Source organism: Salininema proteolyticum (genome assembly GCF_042685645.1).
Taxonomy (GTDB): domain Bacteria; phylum Actinomycetota; class Actinomycetes; order Mycobacteriales; family Micromonosporaceae; genus Salininema; species Salininema proteolyticum.
Genome location: NZ_JBHUNX010000001.1, coordinates 1,305,773 through 1,322,859 on the forward strand (window position 1 = coordinate 1,305,773; position 17,087 = coordinate 1,322,859).

Below are 17,087 nucleotides of genomic sequence, written 5' to 3' on the forward strand. Positions count from 1 at the left end.
GGGAAGACATGACGCGCAATCAGAAACTCTCCATCTGGTCTCAGCTCTACCGGGGCCGCAACGACTTCGACTTCATCGGCAGCCGGAAGCGCTGGTACGTCTTCTCGGGCGTCGTCATGGTCGCGTGTATCGCGATCATGCTCATCAAGGGCTTCTCCCTGGGCATCGACTTCGCCGGCGGCAACCAGTTCCAGGTGACCCCGGCCAACTCGTCCACCCTGGTGGAGGTCGAGGACGCCGCCACCGAGGCGGGGGCCGAGATCGGGTCGGGCCAGGAGGTCCAGGGCGAGGGCGGTGAAACCGGCTATATCATCCGCACCGGCGCCACCAGCGCCGACGAGTCCGCCGAGATCCGCGCCGCCATCGCGGAGGAGGCCGGGGTCGAGTCCGGCGACGTCTCCGAGACGTCCGTGTCCGCCACGTGGGGACAGGCGGTCTCCCAGCAGGCCCTCGTCGCCCTCGCGGTGTTCCTGGTGCTGGTCACGATCTTCATCTGGATCCGCTTCGAGCGGCGCATGGCCGCGGCGGCCCTGATCGCCCTGGCCCACGACCTCGTCCTGACCGCGGGCATCTTCTCGCTGGTCGGATTCGAGGTCACGCCCTCGACGATCGTCGGTATGCTGACCATCCTCGGCTACTCGCTCTACGACACCGTCGTGGTCTTCGACAAGTTGCAGGAGAACACGCAGAACATCCTGTCGACCCGGCGCCAGACCTTCGCCGAGGCCGCCAACGACGCGGTCAACCAGACCCTCATGCGTTCGCTGAACACCTCGCTGATCGGCGCGCTGCCGGTCGCGGGACTGCTGTTCATCGGCGTGGGCATGCTCGGGGTCGGAACGCTGAAGGACCTGGCCCTAGTGCTGTTCGTCGGTATCATCACCGGTACTTACTCCTCGATCTTCCTGGCCGCGCCGATGGTCGTGGACCTGGCAGAGCGGTCGCCGGAGTACAAGCGGCACAATAAGAAGGTGCTCAACAAGCGCGCCGGCCGCTCCGAGGAGGGCGACTCCTCGGCCGAGTCGGGCGAGAAGGCCGAGCGCTCCGCGAGCGGAGAGGACGACTTCGAGGTGACCGTCTCCGACGAGCCGGTCGCCGCGGGCGCGGGCGGACAGGGCGGCAGCGCGGGAAACCGCAAGTCGCGCCGTCGGCGCTGACCGGACAAGCGTGAGAGCGCCCCCTCCCGTCGGGGAGGGGGCGCTCTTCGCTGTGCGGGCGACCGGCGCCGGTCAGGTCATCTTGTCCTTGGCCTCTTTCGCCTTCTCGGCGGCGGTGTCCTTCACGTCCTCGGCCTTGCGCTTGGCCTCGGACGCGGTGTCCTTCGCCTTGTTCATGAGATCGTCGCCCTTGCCGCCCGAGTCCGGGGCGGCGTCCTCGGCCTTCTCCTTGACGTCCTCGGCCTTGTCCTCGGCGGAGCCCATCATGTCCCCGGCCTTGTCCTTCACGGACCCCATGACGTCTTCGGCCTTGTCCTTGGCCTCCGAGGCCATGTCCTCGGCCTTGTCCTTGGCCTCGGACGCCTTGTCGGTGGCCTTGTCCTTCATCTCCCTGAACTTGTCTCCGATTCCCACGGCGAACCTCCTAGTAGGTGAGTTGCCCTCACTGTAAGCGGGCGCCATGGTGCGATGGGCGTTTTGACGGAAATCCGGTCAGGGTTCTGCGGCGGCACGGGCGGTTCTCCCGGGCCCGCTGGCCCCGTCTCCGGCCGGCCGATCGGACGGAGAGGACAGAACGCCCCCTCCCGGGACGGGAGGGGGCGTTCTTCGCTGCGGGGTTCAGCGTCCCAGCTTCTTCTCCACGGCTTCCTGCGCCTTCGCGGCGGCGGCTTCCGTCGCTTTGTCGGCCAGCTTCTCACCGTGCTCGGTCGCCTGCTTCCGGGCTTGGGCGCCCGCTTCCGCGGCCGCGCCGGCGGCCTTGGCGGACGCCTCCTTCTTGGCGGACTCGACGGCGCCTCCGGCCTTCTTCCCGGCTCCGGCGGCAGCGCGTCCGGCCTTCTTCTTCATGCCTTTGAGCTTGTTTCCGAAACCCATGGCGGACCTCCTCGTAATCGGGGAACGGTCCCACTATAAACGGGGCGGGCCAAGCGGTCCGGACGCGGGCGCCGCGGTGGCGGCTCCCGCCGGCGGGAAAGGCCAAGCCGCCTAGGCGTTCTCGGCGCCGTCCTCCCCGCGCAGTCGGTAGGCGTCGTAGACCCCGTCGATCTTGCGGATGACCTTGACGATGTGGTCGATGTGCTCCGGATTGGCCAGTTCGAAGGTGAACCGCGACAAGGCCACCCGGTCGCGGGTCGTGGTCACCGACGCCGCGAGGATCGAGACCCGCTCGCCCGACAGGGCCTGCGTGACGTCGGCCAGCAGCCGGTGCCGGTCGAGCGCCTCGACCTGGACGGTCGCGATGAACGTCGAGTCGTCGCCGCGGTCGCCCCACGAGACGTCCACGACGCGGTCGGGCTGGAACGCCATGCGCTCCTCGGCGTTCTCGCAGTCGCGCCGGTGCACGCTGATGACGTGGTAGCGCGTGGTGAAGCCGATGATCTGGTCGCCGGGGATGGGGGAGCAGCACTGCGCCAGCCGGACGGGCACCTCGCCCTTCTCCATGCCCGCGACGCGGACGCTCACGCCCAGGTCGCCGTGCGCCTCCGGGACGATCCGCTCCGGTTCGGTCGGCCGGGTGGCCTCGGCGACGTCCTCGGTGACGCCCTCCGATCCGCCCTGGGTCTCCAGGAGCTTGGTGATGACCTGGCTGGCCTTGACCTGGTGCTCGCCGATGGCGGCGTAGAGGCTCTCCACGTCGCGCTGGTTGAGCTCGTGGGCGACGGTGACGAGGTTCTCGCCGGAGAGGAGCCGCTGGACGGGCAGGCGGCGCTTGCGCATGAGGCGCGCGAGCTCGTCCTGGCCGTTCTCGATGGCCTCCTCGCGGCGCTCCCGGTTGAAGAACTGCTTGATCTTGGTCCGGGCGCGGGGGGACTTGACGAAGTTGAGCCAGCTGCGGTTCGGCGAGGCGGACTCCGACTTCTTGGACGTGAAGATCTCGACCACGTCGCCGTTGGACAGGGTCGACTCCAGGGGCACTATCTTGCCGTTGACGCTCGCGCCGATGCAGCGGTGCCCGATCTCGGTGTGGACGGCGTAGGCGAAGTCGACGGGGGTCGACCCGGCCGGCAGCGCTATCACCGCGCCCTTGGGCGTGAAGACGTAGAGCTCGCTGGAGGCGAGGTCGAAGCGCAGCGCGTCGAGGAACTCGGAGGGGTCGCTGGCCTCCCGCTGCCAGTCCAGGAGTTGGCGCAGCCAGGCCATGTCGTCGATGTGCGCGACGGGGCCGGCCACGGTGGAGTTCTTAGACTCCTTGTACTTCCAGTGCGCCGCGATGCCGTACTCCGCGGTGCGGTGCATGGCCCACGTGCGGATCTGCAGCTCGATGGGCTTCCCGCCCGGCCCGATGACCGCCGTGTGCAGCGACTGGTACATGTTGAACTTGGGCATGGCGATGTAGTCCTTGAACCGCCCCGCCACCGGCTTCCAGTTGGCGTGGATGACGCCCAGCGCCGCGTAGCAGTCCCTCTCGGACTCCACCAGGATGCGCAGGCCCACGAGGTCGTAGATGTCCTCGAAGTCGCGGCCGCGCACGATCATCTTCTGGTAGATCGAGTACAGGTGCTTCGGCCGCCCGGTGACGTCGGCCTTGATGTGGGACTCCTTGAGCTTGTCCTCCACCTGGGCGGTGACCTGCTGGAGCGTCTTCTCCCGCTGGGGGGCGTGCTCGGCGACCAGGCGCTTGATCTCCTGGAAGCGCTTGGCGTAGAGGGTGCGGAAGGAGAGGTCCTCCAGCTCCCACTTGATGGTGTTCATGCCCAGGCGGTGGGCCAGCGGCGCGAGGATCTCGAGCGTCTCGCGGGCCTTCTGCTCCTGCTTCTTGGGCGGCAGGAACATGAGGGTGCGCATGTTGTGCAGGCGGTCGGCGAGCTTGATGACCAGCACGCGGGGGTCCTTGGCCATGGCGACGACCATCTTGCGGATCGTCTCTGCCTTGGCCGCGTCGCCGAGTTTCACCTTGTCCAGCTTGGTCACGCCGTCGACCAGCAGCCGGATCTCGTCGCCGAACTCCTCGGAGAGCTCGTCGAGGGTGTACTCGGTGTCCTCGACGGTGTCGTGCATCAGGGCGGCGACGAGGGTCGAGGTGTCCATGCCGAGGTCGGCGAGGATCTGGGCGACGGCCAGCGGGTGGGTGATGTAGGCGTCGCCGGACTTGCGGAACTGCTTGCGGTGCAGCTCTTCGGCGCGCGCGTAGGCCCTCTCCAGGACCTGGACGTTGGCCCTGGGGTGCGCGGCGCGGTGCGAGGCGACGAGCGGTTCGAGCACCTCGGGTACGCTCGGCGACTGCCACGGCGAGTTGAACCGCGCCAGCCGCGCGCGCATACGCCTGCCGGTGTGCGGACCCGGGTCCTTGTCGCCATTGGCGGTACCGGTGTTCGCGGCCTTGTCGGTCGCCACTGTGCCCCCTCGATAAGCGGAAACTATGTATTAAAGGGTAGCCCCCGGGAAGCCGGCGCCGTAGCCGCGGCGGGAATGACGGCCGTCCGGGCGGGGGACTCCAGTCTAGGAATCATCTTCCCAGGTGACGGGCAGCCCGGCGCGCGCCGGGTGCGTGACCTTCCCGACAAGCCGTGCGCGGGGCGTCGGACGTGCGCGCGAAAGGGGCTGTGCGGAGCCCGCGCGGCCTGGCAGGAGCGGCCGGCGGAGCCTCCGTGCGCGAGGGCGGGACGGTCCTGACCCGTGCTCGGGTTCAAGCCCGCGAATGGAATTTCCGTGCGGGACGGCCCTGACCCGTGCTCGGGCTCAAGTCCGCGAACGGAGTTTCCGTGCGGGACGGCCCCGGGGCAGAGAAAGAGGCCGACGCGCGGGACGCCGGCCTCTAAACTGCGGTCTTACTGCTGTTCCTGCTGTTCGACGTCGTCGCCCACGGCGAGGATGTCGACGGCGAAGGTCAGCGCTCCGTTGCCGTAGGCCTGGTCGGACGGGACGACCAGCAGGATGCGCTGGCCGGCCTGGGCTCCGATGAGGCCCTCGTCCCAGCCCTGGATGACGTTGCCCTCGCCCAGCGCGGGAATGGTGAACGGCTGGGCGTCCCAGGAGGACTCCTGCTGCTTGTCCTTGCCCCACGGAACGAGCGTGTACTGGGCCTGGATCGGGTCGCCGGCGGCGGCCTCGGGGCCCTTCACGTCGCCTTCCCCGACGACCTCGCGGACCAGCTCGGTGGGCTCCGCGCAGTCCTCGGGGGAGCGCAGCAGCGGCTTCTCGCCGAGCGTGGTGTAGACGTCGACGGCGCACTCGCCGGCCTCGACGGAGGTGTACTCCTGCCCCTCGTCGAACTGCGGCCCCTCCGGCTCCGGCATCTCCTGCTCTTCCGGAGTCTCGGCGTCGTCGGCCCCGTCGGCGGCCATGTCCGGGACTTCCGGCTCGTGGGTGGCGACGCGGTAGCCGCCCCACGTGATGAGGCCGAGGACGAGGACTCCTACGATTCCGATGCCGACATAGGCCAGGCGGGTCTTGCGCTGCTCCTTGCGGCGGTTCTCCTCGGCCTGGCGGGCCAGCTCGGCGCGCTTGGCCGACATGCGCTTGGTGATGTCGTTCTTGCTCTTAGATCTGTTCATGCTGTGGGCTTCTCATCCGTCTGTTCGCGGGCTTGTTCGAGTCTAGTGGCTACGGGCGGATCCGGCGAGGACCGCCGGCCGACTCCGGCTCGGAAATTGCTGATGAACGCGCCTTTTTTAGAAGAAACCCGACTGGAATAGGAACAGAAGGGTGACGCCGGCGCCGATGGCGATGAGGCCGCCTCCGGCCTGCCACTGGCGGCGATGGCGGATCTTCCGGGCGAGCTTGGTGTTCTTCTTCGCCTCGGTGATGCGCTCCTTGCGACGCTGCATATGCCGGGATTTAGCGGGCACGGTCGCACTCCTCCTTCGGGTCACGCGAACAGGTGGTCTATGCAAGGAGTCTATAAGAGGCCTGTCGCGCACTTCTCAGCGCCTTCCCGCGTATGGTGGATTGGCGCGGAAGAACGAGCCGGAGAACCAATCGGGAAGAGGACGCCCATGCTCATCGAGACCCTGGTGGCCGACGCCTTCGGGACCAACTGCTACGTCGTGGCCGACGCGCGGTCCAGCGAGTGCCTGGTCGTGGACCCGGGCATCGGCATCGCGCCGCGCCTGGACGAGGTGTTCCACCGTCACCACCTCAAGCCCGTCGCCGTCCTGCTGACGCACGGGCACCTGGACCACACCTTCTCGGTCACGCCCGTCTGCAAGGACGCCGACATTCCCGCCTACATCCACGCCGACGACTCCGAGCTGCTGGCCGATCCCATGAAGGGCTTCGGGCCGAACATGGCGGGCCTGATGGGGTCGGGCTTCGAGTGGACGGAGCCGGACGACGTGGCCGTCATGGGCGACGGCACCGACATCGAGCTGGCGGGGCTGCGCCTGTCGGTCGACCACGCGCCGGGCCACACGCCGGGCTCGGTCATGTTCCACGCCTCGCAGCGCGGGGATGAACCGCCCTACAGTTTCACCGGGGACGTCCTCTTCGCCGGTAGCATTGGACGCACCGACCTGCCCGGCGGATCGATGGACCAGATGTCGCAGTCCCTGCGCTCCAAGGTCCTCCCCCTGGACGACGGTGTCGTCATCCTCCCGGGGCACGGACCCCGGTCCACCATCGAGGCCGAGCGCAGGAATAATCAGTTCTTGAGAAATCTCGTCTGACGGGCCCCGGGCGGGCCCGCGTCCACTTGTGAGGAGAAGGCATGTCCAAACCACAGCCGCTGTCGGGCTTCCCCGAATTGCTGCCGCGCCACCGCATCGTCGAGCAGCAGGTTGTGGACCATCTCCGGCACGCCTTCGAACTGCACGGCTTCGCCAACGTCCAGACGCGGTCGGTCGAGCCGATGGACCAGCTGCTGCGCAAGGGGGAGACCTCCAAGGAGGTCTACGTCCTGCGCCGCCTGCAGGCCGACGACGCGAACTCGGACGCGGGCCTGGGGCTCCACTTCGACCTGACGGTGCCCTTCGCGCGCTACGTCCTGGAGAACTCCGGCAAGCTGCAGTTCCCCTTCCGGCGCTACCAGATCCAGCCCTGCTGGCGCGGCGAGCGCCCGCAGGACGGCCGTTACCGCGAGTTCTGGCAGGCCGACATCGACATCGTCGACCGCGACACCCTGCCGGCGCACTACGAGATCGAGATCCCGCTGGTGATGGCCGACGCGCTGCGGGGGCTTCCGCTGCCGGGCATCACCATCCACGTCAACAACCGCAAGCTGTCCCAGGGCTTCTACGAGGGCCTGGGCATCGGCGATCCGGAGGAGACGCTGCGGATCGTCGACAAGCTCGACAAGATCGGCGAGGAGGCCGTGGTCCGCGAGCTGCAGGAGAAGGTCGGGGCCTCGCTCGACCAGGCCGAGAAGTGCCTGGCGCTGGCGAAGATCTCCTCGACCGACACCTCGTTCGCCGACGAGGTCCGCGCCCTGGGCGTCAAGGGCGACGTCCTGGAGGAGGGCCTGGAGGCGCTGACCGAGCTGGTCGAGGTGGCGAACAAGCGCGCCCCGGGCCTGGTGCGCGCCGACATGTCGATCGCGCGCGGACTGGACTACTACACCGGCACCGTCTACGAGACGTTCATCGACGGGCAGCGCGACCTGGGGTCGATCTGCTCGGGCGGCCGCTACGACACCCTCGCCAGCGACGGGAAGACGTCGTACCCGGGCGTGGGCATCTCGCTGGGCGTCTCGCGCCTGCTGGTGCCGATGCTGCGGGCCGGGAGGCTGGACGCCTCGCGCGAGGTCCCCACGTGCGTCCTGGTCGCCCTGAGCGACGAGGAGAGCCGCTGGGAGGCCTCCGACGTCGCCGCGAAGCTGCGGGAGCGGGGGATCGCCGCTCAGGTGGCCCCGGCCGCGCAGAAGTACGGCAAGCAGATCAAGTTCGCCGACAAGCGCGGCATTCCGTTCGTGCTGTTCCCCGCGACCGAGGAGGGCGGGCCGGAGGTCCGCGACATCCGCTCGGGCGAGCAGGAGCCGGTGGACCTGGACTCGTGGACGCCGCCGGCCGCGGACCTCAAGCCGGGGATCGTGGCCGCCGAGTAGGCGGCGCTCCGGCTCGGCCGGAGCGGTGCGGCGATGTCCGCGGCGCCCGGCTCGGCCGGGGGAGAAGACGAGGAGGGCCCCGGAGCGATCGCTCCGGGGCCCTCCTCTCCGTCGTTTCCGCCGGGCTCCGGGCCCGACGGCGCCTCAGTCGTTGTGCTCGGCGCAGAGGATGCGGATGATCGAGTCGGACTCCGGGTCCCACTCGGAGCCCGAGATGAGGGCGGTGTCCTGGTAGACCCAGTCGACGTAGTCGGTGCCCTCGCAGGCCTTGGCCGCGGCCTTGGCGTGGGCCGGGTCCTGGGGGTCGGGGTCCTCGGGCTCGGAGACGTCCTTGACGATCTTGAAGGCCGCCTCGGGCTCGTCGCAGTCGATGACCTCGACCTGCTCGACGGCGTCGGTGATGCACTCGTCGACCTTGGGGAGGCGGACCTCGACCTCGGGCTCCCCGCTCTCCTCGGGCTCTGTGCTGGGAGAGGGGTCCTGCGAGGGCTCCTCGGAGGGCGACTCCTCCTCCGACGGCTCGGCGGAGGCCGACTCGGTGGGGTCGGCGGCCGTGGGGGTCTCCTCGTCGCCGGTGAGGACGACGGCCGCGACGACGATGCCGACGACGGCCACGAGGCCGATCACGCAGAGGGTCAGGACCAGCCCGAAGCTGGACCCGCCGTTGCCTCCGGGAGGAGGCGTGCCGGGGGCCTGCTGGTAGGGCGGCGGGGGACTGGCCGGGGGAAGGCTCCCGCCGGGCTGCGAGGGGTTGTACGGCGTTCCCGCGCCGGGGCTGTAGGGGGTCGGGCCGTGCTGCGGCTGCGAGGGGCCCGGTCCGGCGGGGTTGTACGGGTCGGAGGAGTAGTGCTGTCCTCCGCCGGGCTGCTGATAGGGGTCGGAGGTGTAGTACTGTCCGCCCCCGGGCTGCTGGTAGGGGTCCTGGGAGTAAGGCTGCCCGCCGCCCGGCTGGTTCGGGTCGGGCGAGGAGTAGGGCTGGGGCGGGTAGGACATGGTGCACTCCGTGGCTGGCGAAAACCGGCAAAGGGAACATGAATGGTCTTAACAGTGTAAGCGGTGATCCCCAACGTACTCGTCTCGGTGCCGCGGCCGTCCGCGTGTCAGAATGGAGTTTCGCGGCGAAGGGGCCGCGCGGGCGCCGGTTGTTACCGATGAGTAGACATCGTCCCAGGTGAGGCCGCGACCGCGCTGAGCAGTGGTCCGCATAGTAGGACCGGTGTTTCCAACCGATGAGCCATGGATTACACTCAAACGACGAACTGCAGAATTTGACCCCTGTCACGTTCCCGTCACACGGCGAACACAGCGATCGCTCAACACTGCACGAGAACTTCGGGCCGACGTCGTCCCGTGAAACCGCTACTCCACCGGAGCGCCCTGCCCCGGCGACCCGGTGAGCTGACGACGAGGAGGCCCGCTCTTGCGCCCTGCATCCGACCTCTACGACCCGTCTTACGAGCACGACGCCTGCGGCGTCGCCTTCGTAGTCGACATGACGGGCAAGGGAAGCCACGGCCTGGTGTCCGACGGACTCGAGGCCCTCCACCGCATGGAGCACCGCGGAGCGACCGCGCCAGACCCCGACTCCGGCGACGGCGCCGGCATCCTCATCCAGATCCCCGACGCGCTCTACCGCGAGGCGGTCGACTTCGACCTGCCCGAGGCCGGCGCCTACGCCACCGGGCTCGTCTTCTCCGGCTCCGCCGACGCCGAGGCCGCCAAGGTCCGCCGCGTCATCGAGAAGTTCGCCCTCGCCGAGGGCTGCACCGTCCTCGGATGGCGCGACGTCCCCACCGACGCCGCCGCGGCCGGGCTCGGCGCCGCCTCCCGCACCACCGCCCCGCGCGTCAGCCAGCCCTTCATCGCCTCCTCCGGCAAGACCGGGCTCGACCTCGACCGCGCCCTCTACGCCGTCCGCAAACAGGCCGAACGCGAGATCCGCGAACGCGCGCTGGAGCGCGGCGCGATCATCACCCTCTCGGCCCGCACCATCGTCTACAAGGGCATGCTCACCCCCGCCCAGGTGCCCCAGTTCTACACCGACCTCCGCGACGAACGCCTCACCAGCGCCATCGCCCTGGTCCACTCGCGCTTCTCCACCAACACCTTCCCGTCGTGGCACCTCGCGCACCCCTACCGCATGGTCGCCCACAACGGCGAGATCAACACCATCCGCGGCAACCGCAACTGGATCCTCGCCCGCCAGGCCGAACTGGCCACCGACACCCTGCCCGGCGAACTGCGCCGGCTCTTCCCCGTCATCACCCCCGACGCCTCGGACTCCATGAACTTCGACGAGGTCGTCGAACTGCTCCACCTCGGCGGGCGCTCCCTGCCCCACGCGATGCTCATGATGATGCCCGAGGCCTGGGAGGGCAACCCCCACCTCGACCCCAAGCGCCGCGACTTCTACCGCTACCACTCGGCCATCATGGAGCCCTGGGACGGCCCCGCCTGCGTCACCTTCACCGACGGCACCCAGATCGGCGCCGTCCTCGACCGCAACGGACTGCGCCCCGCCCGCTGGTGGCGCACCACCGACGACACCGTCATCCTCTCCAGCGAAGTGGGCGTCGTCGATATCGAGCCCTCCCGCATCGCCGCCAAGGGCCGCCTCGAACCGGGCCGCATGTTCCTCGTCGACACCGCCGAGAACCGCATCATCGACGACGACGAGATCAAGGACGCGCTCGCCACGGAGCACCCCTACGGCGACTGGCTCGAGAGCGAGCTGACCCGCCTCCAGGAGCTGCCGGAGCGCAAGCGCGTGGTCTTCAACTCCGAGAGCCTCCGGCGCCAGCAGCTGACCTTCGGCTACACCGACGAGGAGCAGCGCCTCTTCATCGAGCCGATGGCGCGCAGCGGCGCCGAGCCGATCGTCTCCATGGGCTCCGACACGCCGCTGGCGGGCATGAGCAAGCAGCCCAAACAGCTGGCCGACTACTTCACCCAGCTCTTCGCGCAGGTCACCAACCCGCCGCTCGACGCCATCCGCGAGCAGATGGTCACCGCCACGGGCAACCTCATCGGCCCCGAGGGCAACATCCTGCAGCCCGGTCCGCACTCGTGCCGCCAGATCGAGCTGCCCCGGCCCGTCATCGACAACGACGAGCTGGCCAAGATCCTCCGCATCGACGACGACGGCGACCGCGACCAGCTCAAGGCGGTCCGGGTGTCGGGCCTCTACAAGGCCCGCCACGGCGCCCGCGGCCTGCGCGAGCGGCTGGTGGAGATCCGCCGCCACGTCTCCGAGGCCATCGAGGACGGCGTGCGCATCCTGGTCCTGTCCGATCGCCACTCCAACTCCGACCTCGCGCCGATCCCGTCGCTGCTGCTGACGGCCGCCGTCCACCAGCACCTGGTGGCCGAGCAGACCCGCACCAAGGTCGCCCTCGTGGTCGAGTCCGGCGACTGCCGCACCGTCCACCAGGCCGCGGTCCTGCTGGGCTACGGAGCCGCGGCGGTCAACCCGTACCTGGCCTTCGACACCGTCGAGCGGCTGTGCGCCGACGGCGTCCTCTCCGAGGAGCCGGCCCAGGCCATCGAGAACTACACCCAGGCCCTGGTCAAGGGCATCGTGAAGGTCATGTCGAAGATGGGCATCTCGACGGTGGCCTCCTACACCGGCGCCCAGGTCTTCGAGGCCGTGGGCCTCGACGCGGACTTCGTGGACCGCTACTTCAAGGGCACCGCCTCCCGCATCGGCGGGATCGGGCTGTCGACCATCGCCAAGGCCGTGGCCGCCCGCCACCGCAAGGCCTACGCCGACGCGGAGGTCTCGGAGAAGACCCCGCTGCCGCCGGGAGGCGAGTACCAGTGGCGCCGCGAGGGCGAGGTCCACCTGTTCAACCCGGAGACGGTGTTCCTGCTCCAGCACGCCACCCGCTCCGGCCAGTACGACGTGTTCAAGAAGTACACCGAGAAGGTCGACGGCCTCGGTTCGGAGGGCGGCAACCTGCGCGGGCTGCTGGACTTCGAGCGCGGCTCGCGCCCCTCGGTGTCGATCGACGAGGTCGAGTCGGTCGAGTCGATCGTGAAGCGCTTCCACACCGGCGCCATGTCCTACGGCGCGCTCTCCGCCGAGTCGCACGAGACCCTCGCCATCGCCATGAACCGCCTGGGAGGGCGCTCGAACTCCGGCGAGGGCGGCGAGTCGCGCGACCGCCTCTACGACCCCGAGCGCCGCAGCGCCATCAAGCAGGTCGCCTCCGGCCGCTTCGGCGTCACGGCCGAGTACCTGGCCAGCGCCGACGCCATCCAGATCAAGATGGCCCAGGGCGCCAAGCCCGGCGAGGGCGGCCAGCTGCCGGGGCAGAAGGTCCACCCGTGGATCGCCGAGACCCGCAACGCCACCCCCGGCGTCGGCCTCATCTCCCCGCCGCCGCACCACGACATCTACTCCATCGAGGACCTCGCCCAGCTCATCCACGACCTCAAGCACGCCGGGGCCGGCGACGCCGAGGTCCAGGTGAAGCTCGTCAGCGCGGTCGGCGTCGGCACCGTCGCCGCGGGAGTGTCCAAGGCCAAGGCCGACTCGATCCTCATCTCCGGCTTCGACGGCGGCACGGGCGCGGCCCCGGCCAACTCCGTCAAGCACGCCGGGACGCCCTGGGAGATCGGGCTCGCCGAGGCCCAGCAGACACTGGTCAAGAACGGCCTGCGCGACCGCGTCCGCCTGGAGGTGGACGGCGCGATGAAGACCGGCCGCGACGTGGTCATCGCCGCGCTGCTCGGCGCCGAGGGCTTCGGCTTCGCCACCGCCCCGCTGGTCGTCTCCGGCTGCGTCATGATGCGCGTCTGCCACCTCGACACCTGCCCGGTGGGCGTGGCGACCCAGAACCCGGAGCTGCGCAAGCGCTTCAACGGCTCGCCCGAGTTCGTGGAGAACTTCTTCCGCTACATCGCCGAAGAGGTCCGCGAGCTGCTGGCCGAGCTGGGCTACCGGAGCCTCGACGAGGCGACCGGAAAGGTCCACCGCCTCAAGGGCAGGCCCGACGCCGCCGACGCCGCGGCGCACATCGACCTCGGCCTCGTGCTGGCCGAGCCCGACGCGGGGCCCCGGACGCAAAGGCGCGTCCAGGACCACGGCGTCGAGGAGTCTCTCGGCCGGCACGTGGTCGACCTCGCCCGGAGCGCGGTCGAGAACCGGACCCCGCTGAAGTCGGAGATGGCCATCCGCAACACCGACCGCTCCGTCGGCGCCCTGCTCGGCGCCGCCGTGAGCCGCCTGCGGATCGACGACCTGGCCGATGACACCGTGGACCTGGCCTTCCGCGGCTCCGCCGGCCAGTCCTTCGCCGCCTTCCTCCCGACCGGCGCGACCTTCCGCCTCTTCGGCGACGCCAACGACTACGTAGGCAAGGGCCTCTCGGGCGGCCGGGTCGTCATCCGCCCCGACGAGGCGGCGACCTTCCAGCGCGAGTCCAACGTCATCGCGGGCAACACGCTCCTCTACGGCGCCACCGGGGGAGAGGCCTACATCTCCGGCCGCGCGGGCGAGCGCTTCGCCGTGCGCAACTCCGGCGCCGAGGCCGTCGTCGAGGGCGTCGGCGACCACGGCTGCGAGTACATGACCGGCGGCCGCGTCATCGTCATCGGCTCGACCGGACGCAACTTCGCCGCCGGCATGAGCGGCGGCATCGCCTACGTGTGGCGCCTGGACGAGACCAAGACCAACACCGCCCTGGTCGAGTGCGAGGCGCTCGACGGCGAGGACGCCGAGTACGTGCGCGAGCGCCTCGCCCGCCATGTGGCCGAGACGGGCTCGCCGCTGGCCGGACGCCTGCTCGGAGACTGGGAGCAGTCCGTCCGCGCGTTCACCAGAGTCATTCCCACCGAGTACAAAGCGGTACTCCAGGCGCAGCAGAAGGAGACCGCCCGTGCCTAACCCGAACGGATTCCTCGAGTACCCGCGCAAGACCTCGACGAAGCGGCCGGTCCCCGTCCGCCTGCGCGACTGGCGCGAGGTGTACGAGCAGCCGGACGGCAAACTGCTCAAGGAGCAGGCCTCCCGCTGCATGGACTGCGGCATCCCCTTCTGCCACAACGGCTGCCCCCTGGGCAACCGCATTCCGGAATGGAACGACCTGGCCCGCCAGGACCGCTGGGGCGACGCCCTGGAGCAGCTGTACGCGACCAACAACTTCCCCGAGTTCACCGGACGGCTCTGCCCGGCGCCCTGCGAGGGCGCCTGCGTGCTGGGCATCGGCGACGACCCGGTCTCCATCAAGACGATGGAGCAGGCGATCATCGACCACGGTGGGCTCGACACGCCGCTCGAGCCGCAGCCGGCGGCGCGCAAGACCGGAAAGCTCGTCGCCGTCATCGGCTCCGGGCCGGCCGGGCTGGCCGCCGCCCAGCAGCTGGCGCGCGCCGGGCACGCCGTCATCGTCTACGAGCGCGACGACGCCCCCGGCGGCCTCCTGCGCTACGGCATCCCGGACTTCAAGATCGAGAAGCACCTGGTCGACCGCCGCGTCAAGCAGATGGAGGCCGAGGGCGTCGAGTTCGCCTGCGGCGTCAACGTGGGCGTGGACGTCTCCGCCGAGGAGATCCGCGAGTTCCACGACGCCGTCGTCATCGCGACCGGGGCCCTGGAGGGCCGCGAGACCGACCAGCCCGGCCGCGAACTCGCCGGGATCCACCAGGCCATGGAGCACCTGACCGAGTCCAACCGCGTCCAGGCCGGCAAGGCCCCGTTCGCCTCCATCGACGCCAAGGACAAGCACGTGGTGATCATCGGCGGCGGCGACACCGGGGCCGACTGCCTCGGCGTGGCCCACCGCCAGGGCGCCGCCTCGGTCCGCCAGCTGGACCTCTACCCGATGCCGCCGGAGGTCCGCGAGGGCGTCAAGGACCCGTGGCCGACGTGGCCGCTGGTCGTGCGCAACTACCCGGCCCACGAAGAGGGCGGCGAGCGGAACTTCGGCGCCGCCGCGCTGGAGTTCGTCGGCGACGAGCACGGGCACGTGCGCCAGATGCGCATGAGCGAGGTGACCGTCGACAAGTCCACCGGCAAGCGCGTGGTCCAGCCCGTCGAGGGCACTCATCAGACCGTTCCCGCCGACCTCGTCCTGCTCGCCATCGGCTTCTCCGGCACCGAAGACCAGCCCATGCTGGGCCAGTTGGGCCTCCAGCGCAACGCACGGGGCGCGCTGGACTGCGGCCCCGACTGGCAGACCGACGCGCCCGGTGTGTTCGTCGCCGGCGACGCCCACCGGGGCGCGTCCCTCATCGTATGGGCCATCGCGGAGGGCCGCGCCGCCGCGGCCGCCGCACACTCCTATCTGGGCTCGGGCAGCGAACTGCCCGCGCCGGTCGTCCCGACCAGTCAGGACCTCCGCGCCTGAGCCCCGGCGCAGCGCCGGGATATCGACGGGAATTTCATAGGTTCGCACAGCCGCGGGTGTTCCACCCGCGGCTGTCAGTGCGTGTATTCGCAGGTCAGGCGCTGTGCGGGTAGAAAGATCACACCAGTGAACTCGACCTCTTAGAGGGCCCGGAATCCGCACGGTGACGTGCGGAGGGAATACACTTGGACAAGTGACACGCAGAGCTAAAATCGTTTGTACCATCGGCCCGGCCACGGCCACCCCCGAGCGGATGAGCGCCCTCATCAACGCCGGCATGAACGTGGCCAGAATGAACTTCTCCCACGGCAAGCGCGCCGACCACGAGGCGGTGTACCAGATGGTGCGCGAGGCCTCGGCCGCCGCCGGTCGCCCCGTGGCGATCCTCGCCGACATGCAGGGCCCCAAGATCCGCCTCGGCACCTTCGCCGAGGGCGAGGCCGTCTGGAACACCGGTGACCACGTCACCATCACCTCGGAGGACGTCGAGGGCACCGCCGACCGCGTCTCCTGCACCTACAAGAAGCTGCCGGAGGAGGTCACCATCGGCGACCGCCTCCTGGTCGACGACGGCAAGCTGGCGCTCGAGGTGACCGGCGTCGAGGGCGACGACATCCGCCTCCTCGTCGTGGAGGGCGGCCCCGTCTCCAACAACAAGGGCCTCTCGCTGCCCAACGTGAAGATCTCCGTCCCCGCGCTGTCGGAGAAGGACATCGAGGACATGAAGTTCGCGCTCAACCTGGGCGTCGACCTCATCGCCATGTCCTTCGTCCGCCACCCCAACGACGTGCGCCAGGGCCACCAGGTCATGGACGAGGTCGGCGTGCGCCGCCCGATCATCGCCAAGATCGAGAAGCCCGAGGCCGTGGAGCGCCTCGAGGACATCGTCCTGGCCTTCGACGGCATCATGGTCGCCCGCGGCGACCTCGGCGTCGAGATGCCGCTCGACGAGGTGCCGCTGGTCCAGAAGGAGATCATCCGCCTGGCCCGCGCCAACGCCAAGCCGGTCATCGTCGCCACCCAGATGCTCGACTCCATGATCGACAACGCCCGCCCGACGCGCGCCGAGGTCTCCGACGTCGCCAACGCCGTCCTGGACGGTTCCGACGCGGTCATGCTCTCGGGCGAGACCTCGGTCGGCAAGTACCCGATCGGCACCGTGCGCACCATGTCCAAGATCGTGCGCACCACCGAGGAGGGGCCCATCCAGCCCCCGACCCTCGACCACGACCCGCGCACCAAGCCCGGCGCGGTCACCGCCGCCGCCGTGCAGATCGCCGACGCCCTGGGCGCCAAGGCCCTGTGCGCCTTCACCCAGACCGGCGACACGGTCAAGCGCCTGGCGCGCCTCAAGCCCGAGATCCCCATCATCGGCCTCACGCCGATCGAGTCGGTCCGCAACCAGATGGCGCTGTCCTGGGGCACCCAGGCCTACATCGTCGAGTACGTGGACCACACCGACGCCATGTTCCAGCAGGTCGACAAGGCCATGCAGGAGCAGGGCCTGGCCGAGGTCGGCGACACCGTCGTCATCGTGGCCGGGTCCCCGCCCGGAAAGCCCGGATCCACCAACACCGTCCGGGTCCACCAGATAGGAAGCTAGCC

Annotated in this window: 12 protein-coding genes; 6 read left to right on the plus strand and 6 right to left on the minus strand. The window is 69.7% G+C overall.

The window, feature by feature from the left end; translation table 11 throughout:
- Positions 1-8 precede the first annotated feature (8 nt).
- Positions 9-1,157, plus strand: coding sequence for a protein translocase subunit SecF (gene secF / locus ACFTE1_RS06130; RefSeq protein WP_380625333.1), 1,149 nt, complete (start codon positions 9-11; stop codon positions 1,155-1,157).
- Positions 1,158-1,229: 72 nt separating this feature from the next.
- Here the strand turns inward: secF and ACFTE1_RS06135 are convergent, their stop codons facing one another.
- The 5 genes from ACFTE1_RS06135 to ACFTE1_RS06155 all read right to left on the minus strand — a co-directional run bounded on the left by ACFTE1_RS06135 (position 1,230) and on the right by ACFTE1_RS06155 (position 5,944).
- Entirely contained in the window at positions 1,230-1,571 is a 342-nt protein-coding gene (locus ACFTE1_RS06135; RefSeq protein WP_380625336.1) for a hypothetical protein, read from the minus strand.
- 204 nt (positions 1,572-1,775) lie between these two features.
- Complete coding sequence (locus ACFTE1_RS06140) at positions 1,776-2,030, minus strand: hypothetical protein (RefSeq protein WP_380625338.1); 255 nt, start codon at positions 2,028-2,030, stop codon at positions 1,776-1,778.
- 111 nt (positions 2,031-2,141) lie between these two features.
- On the minus strand, positions 2,142-4,517 hold the full coding sequence (locus tag ACFTE1_RS06145) for a RelA/SpoT family protein (RefSeq protein ID WP_380625810.1): 2,376 nt from the start codon (positions 4,515-4,517) through the stop codon (positions 2,142-2,144).
- 407 nt (positions 4,518-4,924) lie between these two features.
- On the minus strand, positions 4,925-5,650 hold the full coding sequence (locus ACFTE1_RS06150; RefSeq protein ID WP_380625340.1) for an FKBP-type peptidyl-prolyl cis-trans isomerase: 726 nt from the start codon (positions 5,648-5,650) through the stop codon (positions 4,925-4,927).
- A gap of 117 nt (positions 5,651-5,767) precedes the next feature.
- Positions 5,768-5,944, minus strand: a complete 177-nt coding sequence (locus ACFTE1_RS06155; RefSeq protein ID WP_380625343.1) for a hypothetical protein — start codon at positions 5,942-5,944, stop codon at positions 5,768-5,770.
- 147 nt (positions 5,945-6,091) lie between these two features.
- Between ACFTE1_RS06155 and ACFTE1_RS06160 the strand changes: the two genes are divergently transcribed.
- Positions 6,092-6,760, plus strand: a complete 669-nt coding sequence (locus ACFTE1_RS06160; protein ID WP_380625345.1) for an MBL fold metallo-hydrolase — start codon at positions 6,092-6,094, stop codon at positions 6,758-6,760.
- A gap of 41 nt (positions 6,761-6,801) precedes the next feature.
- The gene (gene hisS / locus ACFTE1_RS06165; RefSeq protein WP_380625347.1) at positions 6,802-8,133 is read left to right on the plus strand and encodes a histidine--tRNA ligase; all 1,332 of its coding nucleotides are present in this window, start codon (positions 6,802-6,804) and stop codon (positions 8,131-8,133) included.
- 144 nt (positions 8,134-8,277) lie between these two features.
- Here the strand turns inward: hisS and ACFTE1_RS06170 are convergent, their stop codons facing one another.
- Complete coding sequence (locus ACFTE1_RS06170; protein ID WP_380625349.1) at positions 8,278-9,126, minus strand: hypothetical protein; 849 nt, start codon at positions 9,124-9,126, stop codon at positions 8,278-8,280.
- A gap of 427 nt (positions 9,127-9,553) precedes the next feature.
- Between ACFTE1_RS06170 and gltB the strand changes: the two genes are divergently transcribed.
- The 3 genes from gltB to pyk all read left to right on the plus strand — a co-directional run bounded on the left by gltB (position 9,554) and on the right by pyk (position 17,085).
- The gene (gltB, locus tag ACFTE1_RS06175) at positions 9,554-14,020 is read left to right on the plus strand and encodes a glutamate synthase large subunit (RefSeq protein WP_380625351.1); all 4,467 of its coding nucleotides are present in this window, start codon (positions 9,554-9,556) and stop codon (positions 14,018-14,020) included.
- The gene (locus tag ACFTE1_RS06180; RefSeq protein WP_380625353.1) at positions 14,013-15,482 is read left to right on the plus strand and encodes a glutamate synthase subunit beta; all 1,470 of its coding nucleotides are present in this window, start codon (positions 14,013-14,015) and stop codon (positions 15,480-15,482) included. Before gltB ends, ACFTE1_RS06180 begins: the two co-directional genes overlap by 8 nt.
- 193 nt (positions 15,483-15,675) lie before the next feature.
- Entirely contained in the window at positions 15,676-17,085 is a 1,410-nt protein-coding gene (gene pyk / locus ACFTE1_RS06185; protein ID WP_380625355.1) for a pyruvate kinase, read from the plus strand.
- The last annotated feature ends 2 nt before the right edge of the window (positions 17,086-17,087 follow it).